Annotated in this window: 15 protein-coding genes, 1 tRNA gene and 2 pseudogenes; 7 read left to right on the top strand and 11 right to left on the bottom strand. The window is 59.0% G+C overall.

Annotated features, from left to right (window positions below):
• Positions 1 to 830 precede the first annotated feature (830 nt).
• Positions 831 to 1,295: a hypothetical protein gene (locus BRAGE_RS0115140; protein ID WP_141263055.1), complete on the bottom strand. Its 465-nt coding sequence runs from the start codon at positions 1,293 to 1,295 to the stop codon at positions 831 to 833.
• A gap of 414 nt (positions 1,296 to 1,709) precedes the next feature.
• A complete protein-coding gene (locus BRAGE_RS0115135; protein ID WP_027559159.1) occupies positions 1,710 to 1,928 on the bottom strand; it encodes a DNA-binding protein in 219 nt (72 codons plus the stop codon).
• Positions 1,929 to 2,126: 198 nt separating this feature from the next.
• Here BRAGE_RS0115135 and BRAGE_RS54540 point away from each other — a divergent pair, with 198 nt between their 5' ends.
• Positions 2,127 to 2,462, top strand: a complete 336-nt coding sequence (locus BRAGE_RS54540; protein ID WP_141263052.1) for a hypothetical protein — start codon at positions 2,127 to 2,129, stop codon at positions 2,460 to 2,462.
• An 18-nt stretch (positions 2,463 to 2,480) separates the two neighbouring features.
• A pseudogene (locus BRAGE_RS48610) lies at positions 2,481 to 3,832 on the top strand (transposase).
• 387 nt (positions 3,833 to 4,219) lie between these two features.
• Here the strand turns inward: BRAGE_RS48610 and BRAGE_RS52785 are convergent.
• Positions 4,220 to 4,717 (bottom strand): septal ring lytic transglycosylase RlpA family protein, encoded by a 498-nt coding sequence (locus BRAGE_RS52785; RefSeq protein WP_084334316.1) that lies wholly within the window; start codon positions 4,715 to 4,717, stop codon positions 4,220 to 4,222.
• A gap of 407 nt (positions 4,718 to 5,124) precedes the next feature.
• Between BRAGE_RS52785 and BRAGE_RS0115115 the strand changes: the two genes are divergently transcribed.
• Both BRAGE_RS0115115 and BRAGE_RS0115110 read left to right on the top strand, forming a co-directional pair.
• On the top strand, positions 5,125 to 5,433 hold the full coding sequence (locus BRAGE_RS0115115; RefSeq protein WP_027559160.1) for a DUF1330 domain-containing protein: 309 nt from the start codon (positions 5,125 to 5,127) through the stop codon (positions 5,431 to 5,433).
• Between the two features lie 520 nt (positions 5,434 to 5,953).
• The gene (locus BRAGE_RS0115110; RefSeq protein WP_027559161.1) at positions 5,954 to 6,331 is read left to right on the top strand and encodes an NUDIX hydrolase; all 378 of its coding nucleotides are present in this window, start codon (positions 5,954 to 5,956) and stop codon (positions 6,329 to 6,331) included.
• 155 nt (positions 6,332 to 6,486) lie between these two features.
• Here the strand turns inward: BRAGE_RS0115110 and BRAGE_RS0115105 are convergent, their stop codons facing one another.
• The 3 genes from BRAGE_RS0115105 to BRAGE_RS0115095 form a co-directional block, all read right to left on the bottom strand.
• Entirely contained in the window at positions 6,487 to 7,179 is a 693-nt protein-coding gene (locus BRAGE_RS0115105) for an MgtC/SapB family protein (RefSeq protein ID WP_027559162.1), read from the bottom strand.
• An 872-nt stretch (positions 7,180 to 8,051) separates the two neighbouring features.
• Positions 8,052 to 8,306, bottom strand: coding sequence for a PepSY domain-containing protein (locus BRAGE_RS0115100; protein WP_027559163.1), 255 nt, complete (start codon positions 8,304 to 8,306; stop codon positions 8,052 to 8,054).
• Positions 8,307 to 8,477: 171 nt separating this feature from the next.
• Positions 8,478 to 8,927 (bottom strand): GNAT family N-acetyltransferase, encoded by a 450-nt coding sequence (locus BRAGE_RS0115095; protein WP_027559164.1) that lies wholly within the window; start codon positions 8,925 to 8,927, stop codon positions 8,478 to 8,480.
• A gap of 302 nt (positions 8,928 to 9,229) precedes the next feature.
• On the opposite strand from BRAGE_RS0115095, the gene BRAGE_RS52780 reads away from it, so the two are divergent.
• Positions 9,230 to 9,850: a uridine kinase gene (locus BRAGE_RS52780; protein ID WP_231164028.1), complete on the top strand. Its 621-nt coding sequence runs from the start codon at positions 9,230 to 9,232 to the stop codon at positions 9,848 to 9,850.
• Positions 9,851 to 9,995: 145 nt separating this feature from the next.
• Here the strand turns inward: BRAGE_RS52780 and BRAGE_RS0115085 are convergent, their stop codons facing one another.
• Positions 9,996 to 10,757, bottom strand: a complete 762-nt coding sequence (locus BRAGE_RS0115085; RefSeq protein ID WP_027559166.1) for an SDR family oxidoreductase — start codon at positions 10,755 to 10,757, stop codon at positions 9,996 to 9,998.
• Between the two features lie 100 nt (positions 10,758 to 10,857).
• A complete protein-coding gene (locus tag BRAGE_RS0115080) occupies positions 10,858 to 12,129 on the bottom strand; it encodes an MFS transporter (RefSeq protein ID WP_231164029.1) in 1,272 nt (423 codons plus the stop codon).
• Positions 12,130 to 12,222: 93 nt separating this feature from the next.
• On the opposite strand from BRAGE_RS0115080, the gene BRAGE_RS0115075 reads away from it, so the two are divergent.
• Together BRAGE_RS0115075 and BRAGE_RS48600 are read left to right on the top strand one after the other, a co-directional pair.
• A complete protein-coding gene (locus BRAGE_RS0115075) occupies positions 12,223 to 13,152 on the top strand; it encodes a LysR substrate-binding domain-containing protein (protein WP_035729737.1) in 930 nt (309 codons plus the stop codon).
• A gap of 214 nt (positions 13,153 to 13,366) precedes the next feature.
• Positions 13,367 to 13,936, top strand: a complete 570-nt coding sequence (locus BRAGE_RS48600) for a DNA ligase (RefSeq protein ID WP_051377878.1) — start codon at positions 13,367 to 13,369, stop codon at positions 13,934 to 13,936.
• Positions 13,937 to 14,147: 211 nt separating this feature from the next.
• On the opposite strand, the pseudogene BRAGE_RS57725 reads toward BRAGE_RS48600, so the two are convergent.
• The 3 genes and pseudogenes from BRAGE_RS57725 to BRAGE_RS0115060 all read right to left on the bottom strand — a co-directional run.
• Positions 14,148 to 14,243, bottom strand: a pseudogene (locus BRAGE_RS57725) (CsbD family protein); the annotation flags it as partial.
• Between the two features lie 527 nt (positions 14,244 to 14,770).
• A complete protein-coding gene (locus BRAGE_RS48595) occupies positions 14,771 to 16,000 on the bottom strand; it encodes a tyrosine-type recombinase/integrase (RefSeq protein ID WP_027559169.1) in 1,230 nt (409 codons plus the stop codon).
• Positions 16,001 to 16,161: 161 nt separating this feature from the next.
• Positions 16,162 to 16,251 (bottom strand) — tRNA-Ser (locus BRAGE_RS0115060).
• Positions 16,252 to 16,303 lie beyond the last annotated feature (52 nt).

Below are 16,303 nucleotides of genomic sequence, written 5' to 3'. Positions count from 1 at the left end.
TGTCTCGCGAGCCGAATTCGATGCAAATCGCCCTCATAGTGCTCGCTCGGGTCCATCATCGTGTTGTTGGAGGAAACCAAGTCCTCGCGCGCGAGTGTCGTGCCCCTGCATTCACGAGCCGCAGCGGTGAGACACCCTACCGATTCTTAAGATGTCTCACCGTCTCAGTCCTCTCGGACGGTGACTCGCCGGCTGCCCGCCTGCCGGCGAACGGATCTTGTCCGCGTTACCGAAAAAGCCCCCTACATTGTCTAACCGGGCATAGCTTCGCCCCTTTCCGCCTTCAGTCTGGGAAAACACCCACTCTGAAGCTCCTGACGAGGAAGAAGGCCCACTCGGCCTCGCGTACTTGGTTCTCCTTCGAACTCGTCGTGGAGTTCGCGCGACGTTGGCCCCGCCGCGTCCGCCCGTCGCGCCTTGTGGAGGGGCGTGACGATTGGGATGATTTTTTCGGCTCATCCCGCAAGTCGGCCGGCCCGGGTTGTCATCCCGCTGACGGCTGCGACTTGCCTTCAACCGCTCCCGGGGTTGCCGGGCACCTGAAGGCCGCGGGAAGGAATGGGGACACCTGAACCCGCGCATTTTGTTTCCGATCGCCAAATGGCGTGTAGCGTCCGGCTCGCTGCCGCTGTTTGAGCTCGCGGCGCGCTGGCGGTCATCCATCGGCGGGGGAAAGAGGTGTGCTCTTCCCTCCCCGGCGACGAGATCATGGCCGATCTCGACTCGTCGCAATTCTCGCGACGGTCGGCCGAAGTACCTCGATTGCGGCGGGAGCCTCCGCGCGGTCCCGCAATCGCGGAGCCCACGGCCGACCGAACGCGGCGGTTCGGTCAGCGCGCAAGCGCCGTTTCTTGGCTATCCTTCTCCTCGTCCTCGGCTGAAGTACAAACGAGCGCGAGTTGGACGCGATCGGGTGGCAACGGCGGTTGAGCAGCCGCGGCATCCCTCTTGTCACGGTTGGGGTCACGGCGCTCCCGCAGCTTCGCCCGGTGGCGGCGCTGTCGTTCCGCTGCCGTGACGTCCGTGACCTTGCGGGCAGTCGGCTCGGAGTTCTCGCTGCACTCACCGACCAGCACGTATGGAAGGCCGACCTCCGCGATGATCGCGCGAACGATTGCCTCCGCGTGCTCCGGTCGGAAGATTACGAGCTTATCGTAGTCATCCTTCCAAGCGCCTGGAGTCTTTTGCCGCAGCACGATTTCACCGAAAGCATTCGTGTACACCGCGGTCTCGTTCTGCGCCGGGTGGAACGGCACAACGAGGCATCCGTCATCCCAGTCGAATTTCTCGCTCACGGACGCCCCCATATTGCTGGGGCGCTTGAACGGAGCTCCTCGTTCGGGTAAGCAGAATCAGCAGCTGCCCAAGTACCTAAGAAAGCCGGCGCCTCCCGATTTGCCCTCGGGGGGCGCTTTCTTTTGTCTGGCGGCTCCGGATCAGGAATGACTACGCCGAACTCGTGATGGTTCGCACGACAACGTGCGGCCGCAGACCGACCCTCCTTACCTTTCACGATAAGCTGATTGGGTGTTGAAGCTGAAACGCCTTGAGTTTCAATGAAGCGCGCTTGACCCAAACTCCGGCCTAAGTGCCTCGAAACTCCTAAAATCCTCCCTTCGCTAGGGAATGGCATCGGCCTCGTCGCGACGTCTTTACGCCGGTTCGAGGACACTATCGCTGCTAGAGGTTCGGTCGCGGGCTGCATGGAATTACTCGCTGCCTCGCCGCTTAGATTCCTCCGCCAAACGGCGCTGGACATATGCGTCGATGCTGCTCCAAGTGATCTTTCGAGAAGCACCTTCGCGATAACTGTCCAACGCTCTCGAATGCAGCAACTCGTAGAGCTTCGCGCGACCGATCCTGAGCGCAAACATAGTCTCGTTAACGGTCGCGACTACGGCGCGCTCGCCTTCTTTCGTGGAAATCATCGCCCTGTTCCCAGATGTTCAGTATTCGGCGACTGAACATTCCCAGGGCGCTCGGCGCAGCTCCTTTCTAACGAAGTCAACGTTATTCGGCTTGGTAACAGGCCCTCACCAACTCGCGCGACCTGCGGGCGAATTTGCTGCCGACTAAGCTATTGAAAGTCTGGCACTTTTTGAGCTTCGCAAAAATAGAATTTATCCATGCTGAGCAAGCTCTTGAACGTGTTCAGCATTTCCAAGCAAAGCTGCGAGGGTAACTCCACCGGGGTGGCGCGTCTTGGAAGATACTCCCTCCTCTACATTCTGTTGAATACTGGACGTTTTTCGGCGCCCGGCGCGACTGCTACGGTTACAATCTACGATTTTGGTCTCGAACTGCGGCGCTGCGCCCGTCGCTCAAGTGAGTCACGATCGACGTCGGTTTCTAGGGTAAAAGCGGAAGTCGCTCGGCCGGCGGCTTTTGGTCTGCTTGTGACCGATTCTGTTGAAAAAGGCAGCGGTTGCGACGCAGAGAGATCAGTGATTCAGTCTGTCTAATTGGCAGGACTGAAGATCATGATGGGGCATCGGCAAGTCGAACAGGCTGCGTTGTTCTATGAGTTCTCACTCGAAAGGCACATCCCCGCCGACCACTTGCTCCGGTCGATCGATAGATTTGTCGACCTTGAACAGATTAGGCAGGACCTGGCGCCCTTCTACAGCAGTATCGGTCGACCTTCGATCGATCCCGAGCTGATGATCCGGATGCTCCTGATCGGCTACTGCTTCGGCATCCGGTCGGAGCGGCGCCTGTGCGATGAGGTTCACCTCAATTTGGCCTACCGATGGTTCTGCCGGCTCGGTCTGGATGGGGCGGTGCCGGATCATTCGACCTTCTCCAAGAATAGGCATGGCCGCTTCCGGCAGAGCGATCTCTTCCGTCGCGTGTTCGAGAGCGTGTTGGGCCGCTGCATCGAGGAGCGACTGGTCGGCGGCGAAGGATTTGCCGTTGACGCGAGCCTAATCAAGGCCGATGCCAATCGGCAGAAGGGGATCGAAGGCGACAAGGGACTTCCGCCGGATGCTGCCGGCCGAGCGATCGATGAGTATCTGGCTGTCCTCGATGATGCCGCTTTCGGAGCTGCGACCGAGGTCACGCCGAAGTTCGTGTCGCCCTCCGACCCGGCGGCACGCTGGACGGGGGCGCATGGTGGCCAAGCCTTCTTCGCCTACTCGACGAACTACCTGATCGACGTTGAGAACGCGATCATCGTCGATGTCGAGGCGACGACGGCGATCCGGCAGGCGGAGGTGTTGGCCGCCAAACGCATGATTGAGCGCTCGCTCAAACGGTTCGATCTCTATCCGAACCGGCTTCTCGGTGGCAGCGGCTACGGCTCGGCCGAGATGCTTGCCTGGCTGGTCTATGAGCACGGCATCGAGCCGCACGTTACAGTCTTCGACAAGTCCGCCCGCACGGCGGGATCTTCTCGCGCGATGACTTCACCTATGACCATGCCGGGGACCTCTACCGCTGTCCCAGCGGTAAAGTTCTTACCACGACTGGAACGCTGGTGAATGATGGCGCCACCATGCTTTACCTCGCCAGCAAGCATGATTGTGATCGCTGCGCATTGAAGTCCCGGTGTTGCCCTAAGCAGCCTTCACGGAGGGTGCCGCGCTCGATCTACGAGGGCGCTCGCGACATGGCGCGCCAGATCGCAAGATCATTGGAGGGCCGCACTTCGCGCCGGCTCCGCAAAAAGATCGAGATGCTGTTCGCGCACCTCAAGCGCATTCTCAAGCTCGACCGTTTACGTCTACGAGGCCCAAACGGCGCGCGCGACGAGTTCATCCTCGCAGCCACCGTTCAGAACCTTCGAAAGATGGCCAAGCTGATCCCGATACCCACCCCGAGGCTCGCATAGAGGCCGGTAGAGCGGTTCGGCCACATCGCGACGGAGCCATTACAACGAAATACTGCCGGCCTTTTTCAACGAAATCGACCCGAAGCGGACCTGCACCTACAGGATTTATATGAGAACGTGCTGCAGGGATTTTCAAGCAGCAGTTTGCGCGGCTAATGAGCAGTCAAAACGATATCGAAAACCGCTTTGCAGGTAATCCAAGATTGGCTCGCACTTGAGCCCGTGTCGGTGCAGATGTCGAAAAACAGGGTGCAGCAGAACGAAGGTACCCGCGGCAGGGCGATGGTCTAGGGCCTAGATCGCGCTGGAGGGGTCTTACAGCGGCTTCGGTGCTTGGCCGGTTTTAAGCTGGCGCGGCAAGGGCACGCCTTCTATCAGCATCGTTCTCTACAACACCTCAGCACGAATATGGGCGACGCCAAGCTCCGTAATTCCTAAGCTTTGCGCCGCGGCGCGCGAAAGGTCTAGGACGCGGCCACGAACGAACGGGCCTCGGTCATTGATGGTGACGATGACGCTGCTTCCGCCATGGGTTACGCGGACCTTGGTGCCGAACGGTAGGTTGCGATGGGCGGCCGTCAGTAGATTCCGATTGAATAACGAGCCGCTCGCTGTCTTGCTCTTGGAATACGCATAGAAGGAAGCCTTTCCGGAAAAAACTCGATTGGAAGTTCGAGCGTCCTTCAATGTATCTTGTCCAGTCGGAGGTTGCGCTTGCGGCTCGTCCTTCTTCACCTGTTCGAGTCCCTCAGGGGCCGGGTCTGCGTGGGCCTTTGGAATGATGGACCATCGATCATTGAAATCCTGTGCTGCGGCGGACTCCGGGGTCAATCCGATCCAAACAGGGACTGTCGCAATCGCGACCATTCTGACGACAGGATGCATTGTTGGCCTCATCTAAAATTGAAGATCACACCGACAATGCAAGCTCGTGAGGCCGCGTTCCTCAACACGCGTTCGCTTCAGGCAAAATGGTGATCGCATACCGATCTTGCGGAGCGGAAGCGTAGAGGCACCGCAGCAAGACACCATTTCACTGCGACGCATCAAACTACGGCGTGTACCCATAAAGGCGAGGTCAGCTGTTGACGTAGAAGCGGGAAAGCATCTGCTCGAGTTGAACTTTACTGCTTTTGACCTGAACGGACCTCGACGCTCGATTAGCCTGGCCCCGCGGCGCCACTAACCTCGAGGCCAACGGTGTCGTCAACCCGACGGAACCATGCACCGCAGAGCAATTTAACCCCCAGCGGCCCCTCTTGATTTGAGAATGCAAAGATGAGGAGGACAACATGCCGAACGGGTATTGGATCGGGCGCATTGATGTGATCAAACCCGAATACACCAAAGCCTACGGCCCCGCCTTCGCGGCGGTGCTCCGCAAATACGACGCGAAATTCCTGGTGCGCGGCGGCACCTTCGAGGCGGTGGAGGGCAATGCGCGCGACCGCAACGTCGTGATCGAGTTCAAGGACTACGAAACCGCGCTCGCCTGCTACCGCTCACCTGAATACACTAAGGCGAGGGCATTGCGCGCGGACGCCGTGGACATCGATATCATCGTGATCGAAGGCTACGACGGCCCGCAGCCCACGGATTGAGCCCCGCTTTGGCGGCGCGCACCACGCAGCTGAGTTTTGCTCGTAGGTCGTTCGCACCGCCGAATGTCTCCTTCTGGCCCAGCTGCGAAGTTGCTCCGCGCCTGACAGAGGTCCGCTCATAGCGGCAGAGCGGACCAGACTTGCTCAACCTAAGTTCTTCGCAGGTTGCCCCGTTGCGGCCTCGAACGTCCGGATTAGAAATTGGACTTGAGGCTAAGCCGTCGGCCTCGACGGGCTCAGGCAAACCGACATGATCAATGTGCGACGCGGCAGCCCAGCGCAGGCGCCCCCAGGCTTTCGCCGTCAAACTGCCTATTGATGCGTACCGTTCTTGTGGTAGTTTTGGCGCGGGGTACGCGCTGGCCAGCGAGTACCTCCCTTTGACTAAACCCCGTCTCCCCTTAGAGGCGGGGTTTTTCCGTGGCTCTTATGGACAGGGACGGACTATCGCAGGCCGCGTTGTTGAAGCCCGACAATGGTGAAGTACAATGATGCCACAACCATTTTGAGTCGAGCCTAGATGGCTAAATCGTCAAAACTAGTCGCCGCGAGGAAAGGGCGCGTGCTCCTTGTCAGGCGCCGGCGCGACAAGCTCTGGATGTTTCCCGGTGGCCGAAAACGCCTGGGTGAAAGCGAGAGGAAATGCCTACGCCGCGAAATCGGGGAAGAGCTGCCCAAGCTCAAACTCGGCGCTGTGAGGCTCTGGAGAGAACTAAAGGCCAAGAACCGCCGGTCGGGGCGCAAGATGAGTGATGCCATCTTCGTCGCGAAGAAGGTCACCGGCCCGCTGAAGATTGGCGACAAGCGCGAGATCGACAAGGCGGTATGGCGCAAGCCGCGTGGCGTCAGGCTGACGCCAACGTCGCGCTACATTCGTGATAGGCTATTTCCGAAATAACCCTGCGCCGCACTACGACATCCGCAAGATCGACTCGGACCTTTGAAAAGAACCCGCACCCAAGGGGAAACGAAGGCGGGAGCGGGATCGAGTCATCGGGAGAATAACCGTTGCTCCGTACCCTCAGCGCTGAGGATATCTAAGCCACTCAGAAACTAGTCCCCGGTTGGCGTAATGCGAAACTCAACTACCTCGGGCAAGCCACGCAAATGCTTGGCAAGTCTTTCTGCATTAGCCCTGTCGCGGCTCTTTATCGTCATCCGGTATTCGAACTGCTGCCCGCCCTCACTGAGGCGGGATGACAGGTTGGCGATCGTAAAACCGTGAGCCCCGATCAGTTTGTGGATCTCGTTTTCGCCCATAACATCGTCGCGGGCGAAGCGCAGCATGTGGTGGGCGTAAAACTCACTCGGCAATCGAGCTTCGATGACTCTGAATAGCGCGAGCACAATCAGGGTCGCAACGGCGCCAACGAACGCCGCAAACCAGAATCCAATTCCAACCAGAATACCAATTGCTGCCGTGACCCAGATGGACGCGGCCGTTGTCAGTCCCCGGACAGTCAGTCCCTCTTTGAAGATGACGCCCGCGCCTAAAAAGCCGATGCCGGTCATAATTCCCTGCGCCATGCGCGTTGGGTCAGTCCGGATGGCGTCGTGCTCAAGCAAGGTCATCCACTGGTGCTGATAAACCGTGACGATCATTAGAATGGCTGAGGCAATGCAGACGAGGGAATGCGTTCTAAAACCCGCAGGGCGGCCATGAAAGCTACGCTCGAACCCGATCATGGCGCCAACAGCGAGAGCACCCGCAACTCTAACTATAATCACCAATTCGTCATGACCCATGGCTCACCAGCTCCGTGAAGCGGTCCGTCGCAAACCGCGCCAACCTAGGCCATTCAGGACATGCTCTACGGGAATGGGCGATCAGACGCGCGATTGTTTAGCGCGAGCCCAGGCTTGTTGGAGATGGCGCTTTCGGGCTTTAGGCGCATCAACTTTCACCCCCCAAATCCTGACCACCTGCTTTGAACAACCGGAAAGCTCCGCAATTTCCTTGTAACTCGCAAGGCCATTCCTGAGCATGTAAAGCGCGGCGGACTTCGTCGCCTCCCATTCTGGCCTGCGTGTTTTCACCGATAGCCCGTCGCCGACGCTCGATCTGGAAAGAAACCCGCCCTCCTTTGGAAATCTAGAAGGTCGGAAATCAGAGTCAAAGGGAGGCGCAGCTAACCTCCTTTGAAAAAAGCTAACACACCGACCGAAAACGCCAAGAGTATACTTGAAGCCGAAAGTCATGTGTGAGCTATACAGGAGATCATTTCGCACTTGCACAAGCAGTGCGGTGGACGTCGTCGCTGCGATGCAAAGGATGTGCTCGGCCGTCTCGGGGTATCAAGCTCACGCCGACCTCCCGCTATTCGGAAAAGGCTTTTTCCCGAACGACTATCCTAGTCGCCGCTGAGGCGAGGCGAATACGCCCCAGCAGAGAAAAAGACGCCCGATTCCACGCAGCTCAGAGCCGTAGGACCGGGCGTTCTTAGTTAATCGGGAGGACACCGCTGCGGGTATCCTCGCCGCCTTGAATAGCATCAATGTCGGTGCGGGACCACTATCCGATCGTGGCTGCCTCTTACTGTAGGGGCGGTCGAGAAAGTGGCCAGCTGCCATTACTTTTCCTTGGGAAGTACCAGGCGGCCGCCCCGCATCTCATAGACTTAGTCGTCTAACTTCTCTTTCACTATGGCGCCTGTTCTAGGGTCGGCGTGGAATTCCATCTTTTGCCCATTCTTGATGCCTTTTCCCTCCCACCGGCCATCGTCGGCTTCGAGCTTGGTGACCTCCGTGTAGCCCGATTCCATAACCTTCGCCTTAACTTGGTCGATTGGCAACCAATCCGGACCCGGCTGATCAGCTCGCGCTGCCGAACCAAAAGCGAGAACACCGAACATAAGAACTGTGGCGAGCTTCATTGCGGTCCTCCTCTGAATGATTAAAACGGGAGCCTTGATCAGATTGTTCCTCTTACTCGCTCACGGACACTACAACTTGCCGAATAGCCGCGATTGCGGTTGTGTGTGTTGCGAAACCTATCGGGCGAGCGGAGCGGAAGCAAGGCGAACGAGACTCCGCGACATGGCACGCTAGGGGCGGCGCACCTCGAAGTAGGTTTTGGCACCACGCTGGAACCCTGCCCTCTCGTAGAAACCTAGCGTTGCCTCCTGTTTTGAACCTGTCGCCAAATGGACTTTGTAGCAATCGGCCCGAACCGCGATATCGATAGCGTGAGCAAGAACCCGTCGGCCAAGTCCTAATTTTCGGTACTCGGCATGGGTGACTACATTTTCGATCACTCCATACGATCTTCCGCCGCGAGATAGGTTAGGCACAATGGCGAGAGTGCATGAAGATACGAGCAGTTCTGCTGCTTGCGCCACAATCACGGTCATGAAGTTGGATGTGAGCAACGTCATCCAGATGCGCTCGGCCGTAGCGGCCTCCAGTTGGGGCTCATTCGGATGAAGGTATCGGTAAAGTCGCAACATCTGGTGCAGATCGTCTTGCGTGGCAGAACGGACAATGGCGTCGGTCATTCAACAATCCATGATCGGTGACGGTCGGAGCTACTAGGTAAGGGTCAATAAGCCCGCAAGCGATTTGTGCGGAAAAGATCGATGCTGACCACGCGGGCGCTTCAGCCAAGCCATTCGTAAATTGCGCGTGCTTGAAAGGTGTGCGTCTCCAATCACGCCCCACGACGACAGACGCCGCAATCTTCGGAGCCTAAGTCAATCACGGGCCAATTGCAAAAGTGAGCAGCTTCATTGTAGGTTAGGTGACTTCCGCTCTGCGTACATCTATCCAGATGCAATATAGAAAGAAGTTTCTATCCGACTTGGCTGATCGCCTTGTCGCAACCTCGCCAGATCGAACGGCCCGCGTCGCTATCGACGGCGTCGACGGGGCAGGAAAGACCACATTCGCTGATGAACTCGGAACCCTAGTTGCGACTAAGGGGCGGCCTGTCATTCGAGCGTCGGTAGACGGATTTCATAATCCAAAAACGGTCAGATATCGGCGTGGGCGACATTCACCGGAAGGCTTTTTTGAGGACTCGTACAATTACACGGCATTGAAGCAATACCTGCTGGACCCGCTGAGCCCCGGTGGTTCTCGCATGTATCGTCGAGCGATCTTCGATCATGTGACCGATGACAGTGTACCTGCCGATGATCTGGAGGCACTGCCGTCTTCCATTTTGCTGATAGACGGCATCTTTCTTCATCGGCCAGAACTGCTCACCTACTGGGACGTTTCGATTTTCCTCCGAACAGACTTCGCTGTATCCGTTGCGCGGTGCGCTTCGCGCGATGGCTGGTCGCTGGACCCTGCAGCTCCATCGAATCGACGCTACGTTGAGGGACAGCGGCTCTATCTTCTGAACTGCCAACCGGAAGCGAAGGCTACCATTGTGATCGATTACAACGACCTTTCGGCACCCTCGCTCGTAGTCTGAGGTCAAGCGGCCCGCGAAGGGTAATCACAAAAGTTTATCCGGTGGGTCTCCACTACCGGGCATGTCGCTGCGCCCATCGCTATAATCTAGGAGCTCACATGGGTATTTCGAAGTCGCCGAGCAAAGCCTCCGCGAGATATAGCCGTCACTTGCCTCCAGTAACATCGAGAAACGTGCCAGTAACGAACGAAGCTTCGGTGCTGGCCAACCACAGGATCGCACTCGCAACCTCTTCAGGCCGCCCTCCTCTTCCCATCGGGATTGACTCCTTGACACGATCTACCCGTCCCGGCTCTCCGCCGCTCGCATGCATTTCGGTGTAGATGTGTCCGGGGCGAATGCAGTTGACGCGGATTCCATCGCGCGCGACCTCCTTGGCGAAACCGATGGTGAACGTTTCCAGGGCCCCCTTCGATGCGGCGTAGTCGACATATTCGCCAGGACTGCCGAGCCGAGCTGAGGCCGATGAGAGATTGATGACCGAGCCGCCCGGCCCGTTGTGTCGGTAAGACATCCGCTTCGCGGCTTGCTGTGCGCAGAGAATGGGCCCGATCGCGTTCACGGCGAAGATCCGCTGCATCCGATCGAAACCGAGATCCTCCAGCCGCGACTGTCGCGCGAGGACAGCCGCGTTGTTCACCAACACATCAATTCGGCCGAACTTCTCGTCGATCGCGGCAAAGAGTTGCGCCACCTGCTCGGAATCCGCACTATCCGCACATATGGGCAACGCCCGGCGCCCCGCGGCTTCCACATCTGCCGCTACTGCAAGGGCGGCAGCCTTGTTGGAGACGAAGCTGATCGCGACGTCGTAGCCCTGTGCGGCAGCAAGCCGAGCGGTTGCCGCACCGATGCCACGGCTACCACCCGTTACAAGCATCACCGGCGCTTGAGAAACGGTTTCCATTGAGCGAACCTCCATGTTGGCATGATGATGATCGGACCGTGGCCGCCCGGAATCGGGACGGCGCGGCCACTTCGGCCGTCCGTCGCCTGCCCGCAACTCATCAAACGGCTTTCTCGGAGCTGCGCAGATAGGGTCGCAACGCTAGTACGAGTGGGACGATCAGGGCGGCAGTTGCCGCCGAGGCCAGCAGCCCAATCGTTCGGCTGCTGTGATCGGCAATCGTGCCATAGACGATGGGCGCGAAACCTCCTGCGCCGATGACGCTTGTATAAAAGACTGCGAAAGCTCGCCCGGTATCGCCGTCGGAAAGCTCCGGCACAGTGCCATAGAGCACCGAAGAGGTGCCATTCAACACGATGCCGAGCAACGGCAGCAGGATTAGCGTTGGCGTCAGAGTCGTGAACAGCGTTGCCGCAATGAGCAAGGCGGTCGCTGCCTCGGTGATTACAACGGTGCCAATGACACCAAACCGCTCGCCGAGCCAGGCGCATGTCGCCTTGCCGAACGCGCCACCGATGAAAAGCAGGGCGAGCGCGACACCAACAACCGGCAAGTCGCCCCCCTGTCCATGGATAAGAAAGGGCAGAAAGAGCAGATACCCCATACGCGTCGCCGTATCCAGCGCACCGATCGTCGTGAGTATGCGAAAGCCGCCGCGACCGCGGCCAACCGCGGCATCTCCAACGACATTTCTACGAACAGAAGCAGCCGGTGTCAGCAATACCAGTGCGACCACCAGCACCATCCCAAGCGCCGCCATCAAACCCAGCACCGATTGCCAGGCGCAGACCGGCAACAGGACTGCGACAAGCGCCGGCAAGGCGGCTTTTCCTAGATCGCCGGAAAAGTTATATATCCCGAGCGGCCGTCGGGAGGCCGTACCATAGCTGTCGGAGACGAGCTTCGAGCCACGTGGATGCTGGATGCTTGAACCTATGCCGGCCACGACGAGTCCGACGCAAAGACCCGAAAAGCCGAACGGCAGCGCCATAATCAGCAAGCCCGCCGTGGCAACAACAGTAGACAGGCTCAGCGCTGCACGCGGCGACAATCCGCGAAGAACCCGGTCGGCTGGGATCTGCAGGCCCCCCATTGTTCCGAAATACAGTGCGCGCACTACGGCGAGCACCGCATAGGACAGGCCGAATTGCGCCTGCCAGACCGGCATGAAGGCATAAAGACCGTCGGTATAGCCGTCATGGAGCGCATGGGCGAGGCACGCGGCCAGCAGACTGCGCAATTTCCCCTTGCCCGTTAATCCTAGTGCAGTTTCGCGCGAGTGGCTCGTTGCCGACGTCGCCGCATCGTTCATGTCAATTTCCTCGGCTTCACGAAGCGAGACTCGGCTCAGAAAATCTACATCATGACGCATCTCGGCTTCCTCAATGCGCCTTCAATACGATGAACCATTGAAAGGACTGGCGCAAACCAGTAATAATCGTCGTATGAGTTAGGATTTCTAACAATGGTTCAGCGCAGGACCTTGCCGCCGCTCAACGCCGTTCGCGCTTTCGAGGCGGCAGCTCGCCTTGGCAGCTTCAAGGACGCCGCAGTCGAATTGGGCGTAACGCATGGCGCAATCAGCCAGCAGGTGCGTCTCCTTGAGGACCGGCTAGGAGCGCCCGAGCTGTTCCGGCGAGCGACGCGGCGAGTCACGCTCACACCCGCCGGCACGGTGTTGCTCGACGAGGTCGGCCCAGCGCTCGACCGCATTGCCTCGGCTGTCCAGCGCCATCGCGCCACGCGCGGCGAAGTGCCTGCCGCTGTGCTGCGCGTTAACGCATTGGCCACATTCAGCATGCGCTGGCTTCTTCCCCGGTTGAGACGTTTTCGGGACGAGCGACCCGACATCGAGGTTCGCCTCACCACGTCCAACGACCCGATCGACGCGCTTGCCGATACGTTCGACGTGGTCATTCGCGGCGGCCCGGATTCGTTTTACGGCTTTACATCCCGGCTTTTTCTTACGGAGCGCCGTTTGCCGGTCTGCAGCCCTGCACTCGCCGCGACGCAGCCGCTGGATGACATTTCTGATTTCGCTCGGCACACTTTGCTACACGTCACTTCGATGCCGCGGCTTTGGCATGATTGGCTGCTACAAGCCGGACAGCCTCGCGTCACTCCGGCGGCGACGCTGACATTCGATCACTTCTTTCTGACCATTCAGGCCGCGATCGATGGATTGGGTGTGGCGATGGGACCGACCGCCCTGATTGGCGACGACGTCGCGGCCGGCCGCCTGATCGCGCCATTTCCCGGTGTCAGTCTTCCAGCAAGGAGCTACTTCGCCTACTTGCCCGTGGAGAGCGAAAACGGCTCCCCGACCGCCGTATTTTGCGATTGGCTGGTACAAGAAGGGCAGCAATCCGCCCGCAACGCAATGTCCGGGCGCTGAACACCGATCGTTCCGCTTAACTGTCAAAGCACTCGAACGTTCAAAGAGGCAAAAGCCGGTATGGATCATTTGCCGCTTGCTGCCAGCAAACCTTCCTCGGCGACCTCTCTGGCTCGCCGTCTTCGTGCTGCTCGTGGGCTTCTGGTCGAGGATGGGCTGGTGATTTTCGCCGCCAAGGTGCGCCGAGGTCCTTCTCGAAACCCACCGGCACGGGATGCGGGAGAGCGATAGATCGCGACGCAGGGCCCCCCGTATTGAGTTCGCGCTCCCGGTCAAGGGCATCAACGTTCCGACCGGCGACAACTGGCTCCACGAGATCAAGCACGACGGTTACCGCATCAGACTTGTGCGGGAGGGCAAGCGCGTGCGCCTGATCACAAGGGGCGGCCACGACTGGACCGACCGCTATCCCTGGATTGTGAAGACCGCGCACAAGCTTCGCAGCGAGAAGTTCATTCTCGATGGCGAGGCGGTCGTGTTCGGTCTCGATAACAATTCCGATTTTGACGCGCTGCATTCCCGCAAGCACGACCACGAGGTGCAGCTTTACGCGTTCGACCTCCTGGCCGCCGCCGGGGACGACTATCGCCGCTTGCCGCTATCGCTCCGCAAGACCAACCTCGCGCGACTGTTGCGCAACCGAGCCGAAGGCATCCAGGCCGCCCCGTTCGAGCAAGGCGAGATCGGCGCTGATCTCTTCCGGCACGCGTGCATCCTGGGGCTCGAAGGCATGGTCTCGAAGCAGCTCGAACGCGCCTACCGCGAGGGACGCTGCGACCACTGAAGAACAAGATCCCGAAGCAACCGCCTACCGCCGGGTGCAGGATCAGTTCTGATCTAGCGCAAAAAGAAAAGGTCGCCACGAGGCGGCTTAGTTCCAGATCGATATTCCTTCTACTTATTTCTTGAGCGCATCTGCGGCGTCCCGCGCTGCGTCCTTTCACATCTCCCGCAGCGTTGTGGGCCGATCCCTTAGCCTTATCCATCTTGCCTTCGGCTTCCAGGTCCTTGTCTCCGGCAAGCTTGCCAGCACCCTCTTTGATCGCGCCTTTTGCCTTGTCGGCGGCACCCTTCACATGTTCGCGGTCCATGATCGTATTCCTTTGCCGTTCTTAAGACGGTACGACAAAAAGCGGAGCAGAGAGGTTCTTAGAGAATGTGCGCCGTGTAAGCTATGATGCCCGCTTCTGACCTATCTGCGAAGTTGCGCCGCGCCTGCGGAGGTCCGCTCATGGCGACAGAGCGGACCAAATTTGCTCAACCTGAGTTCTTCGCAGTTGACCCGGAGCGGATCTCCGAGGTGAATGCGTGCTTTTGACCGGGACCTGATCCGCGGAGGGCATTATGGCCAGCGGTCATGTGAACCGCGCAATAGGCCGAACACATGGCTGCTCCGACCAATGCGGCGCGAGGTGAAGATTCTTCTTGCCAACCTGGAGGCCCGAGAGGCGCACGTGAGTGCGTCGCGCGGCCATAGGCGCGCATCGATAAGGTTCGATGCACGCCCGCCGTCCACACATGGCCTTTGGCGGCCCTTATCCAATATCCCACTATTCCGTCGCTGTATGAAGACTAGCGGACATTGGATCGTACGCCTCTGGTTGGCCCAGGTCGAAGGCTATCCTACCCTCCGATCGTCCAATGAGACCACCTTCGCACCATTCAAGAATGCGGCCCAATCTTTCATCAGCGCTCGTCGCTTTTCCAGCTTCTGGCCACGTTGATAGGCCGCAGTAGTCTCGCTCTTGTATTTATGGGCAAGCGCAGCCTCGCGGACTCCATCAGGATAGTCGGTGCATTCCTCGGCCCAGGTGGCAAAGGTAGACCGGAAGCCATGCACCGTGACGTGTCCGTAGCCGAGACGATCAAGTACCGCGAGCATCGCATTTTCGGAGAATGCTCCGCCATCGGGATTAATAAAGATCAGTTCACCTTGGCTGCCGTCGCGCATCTCGTCGAGCACCGCCAGCGCGGGATCTGTCAAGGGAACGTGGTGGTCTTGGTCCATCTTCATCCGCTCGCCGGGGATTTTCCAGGTGGCGGCCGGACGATCGATTTCACACCACTGCCCGTCGACGGCCTCGTTCGTGCGGCAAGCTGTGAAGATCAGAAAACGGAGCATGGCGGCAGCCGTCCCGGGCGCACCGGCAAGGAGCTTCATGAAGCCCGGCGCCTCGCTGTAAGGCAAGGCAGGATGATGGCGGACCACCCGTTTGGGGCGCTTTGGCAATTTTTCACGCAGCTGCCTCGTCAATTCAGCCGGATTGCGGAAGTCCGGATCGTCGATATCGACGTTCTTCGCGATGATCGTTTCGATCCGGCCGCGGACACGGTTCGCGGTCTCCCGCTTTTCCACCCAGATTGGCTTCAGCAGATCGTGGATGTGGCTCGGCTTGATCTCCGGGATCGTCAGCTTGCCGATGGTGGAATAAGCGTAGCGCTTGAGGGAGGATGGCCACTGATCGCGATGCTTCTCGCTCCAGGTCGACCAGTTCGCCCGGATGTAAGCTTCCGCGCACTCCTCGAACGTTGGCATGACGACCTTGACCTCGACGGCTTTCGCCTCTTCGCGCGCCTGTCGCCGCTCCTGCACGATGTCCACGCCGGCGGTGCTGCGATCGCCCTTCACGCGCAGCCGCGCAGCATCGCGTGCCAGTCGCGCGTCCTTTAGCGACACATCCTTCAAGGAGCCGAGGCCGTGCCAACGCTCCTTGCCGTCCTTCCAGAATCGGTACGACCAGCTTTTCGAAGTTGGTCCTGTGACGATCAAATAAAGCCCACCGCCGTCGGCGTATTTGCCGGGCTTGGTTTGGCGATCGACGTCGAGTGGTTTGAGCCTTCCAGCCATTGTTCCTCCAGGAAAAACGTCCTCCGAACCCACGGTCTAAAGCTACGGTCAGCGTCCCGATTAGGGAGAACACCGGAGAACTGCGAAGTACAGCTTTTCGGCGCAAGTCACTGATTTCGCTGTGGAGTTCGAACGACTGCGAACAGAGGAGAACAATATACTGGCGGAAGGGGTGGGATTCGAACCCACGGTACCCTTGCGGGCACGCCGGTTTTCAAGACCGGTGCCTTAAACCACTCGGCCACCCTTCCAAGCCCGGAATGGCTGTCGCTTAACGCAGTCGGTGCCGCAAGGCAACGCGAA

The organism is Bradyrhizobium genosp. SA-4 str. CB756 (assembly GCF_000473125.1).
Taxonomy (GTDB): Bacteria; Pseudomonadota; Alphaproteobacteria; order Rhizobiales; family Xanthobacteraceae; genus Bradyrhizobium; species Bradyrhizobium arachidis.
This window is presented reverse-complemented; position numbering and strand designations above follow the sequence as displayed.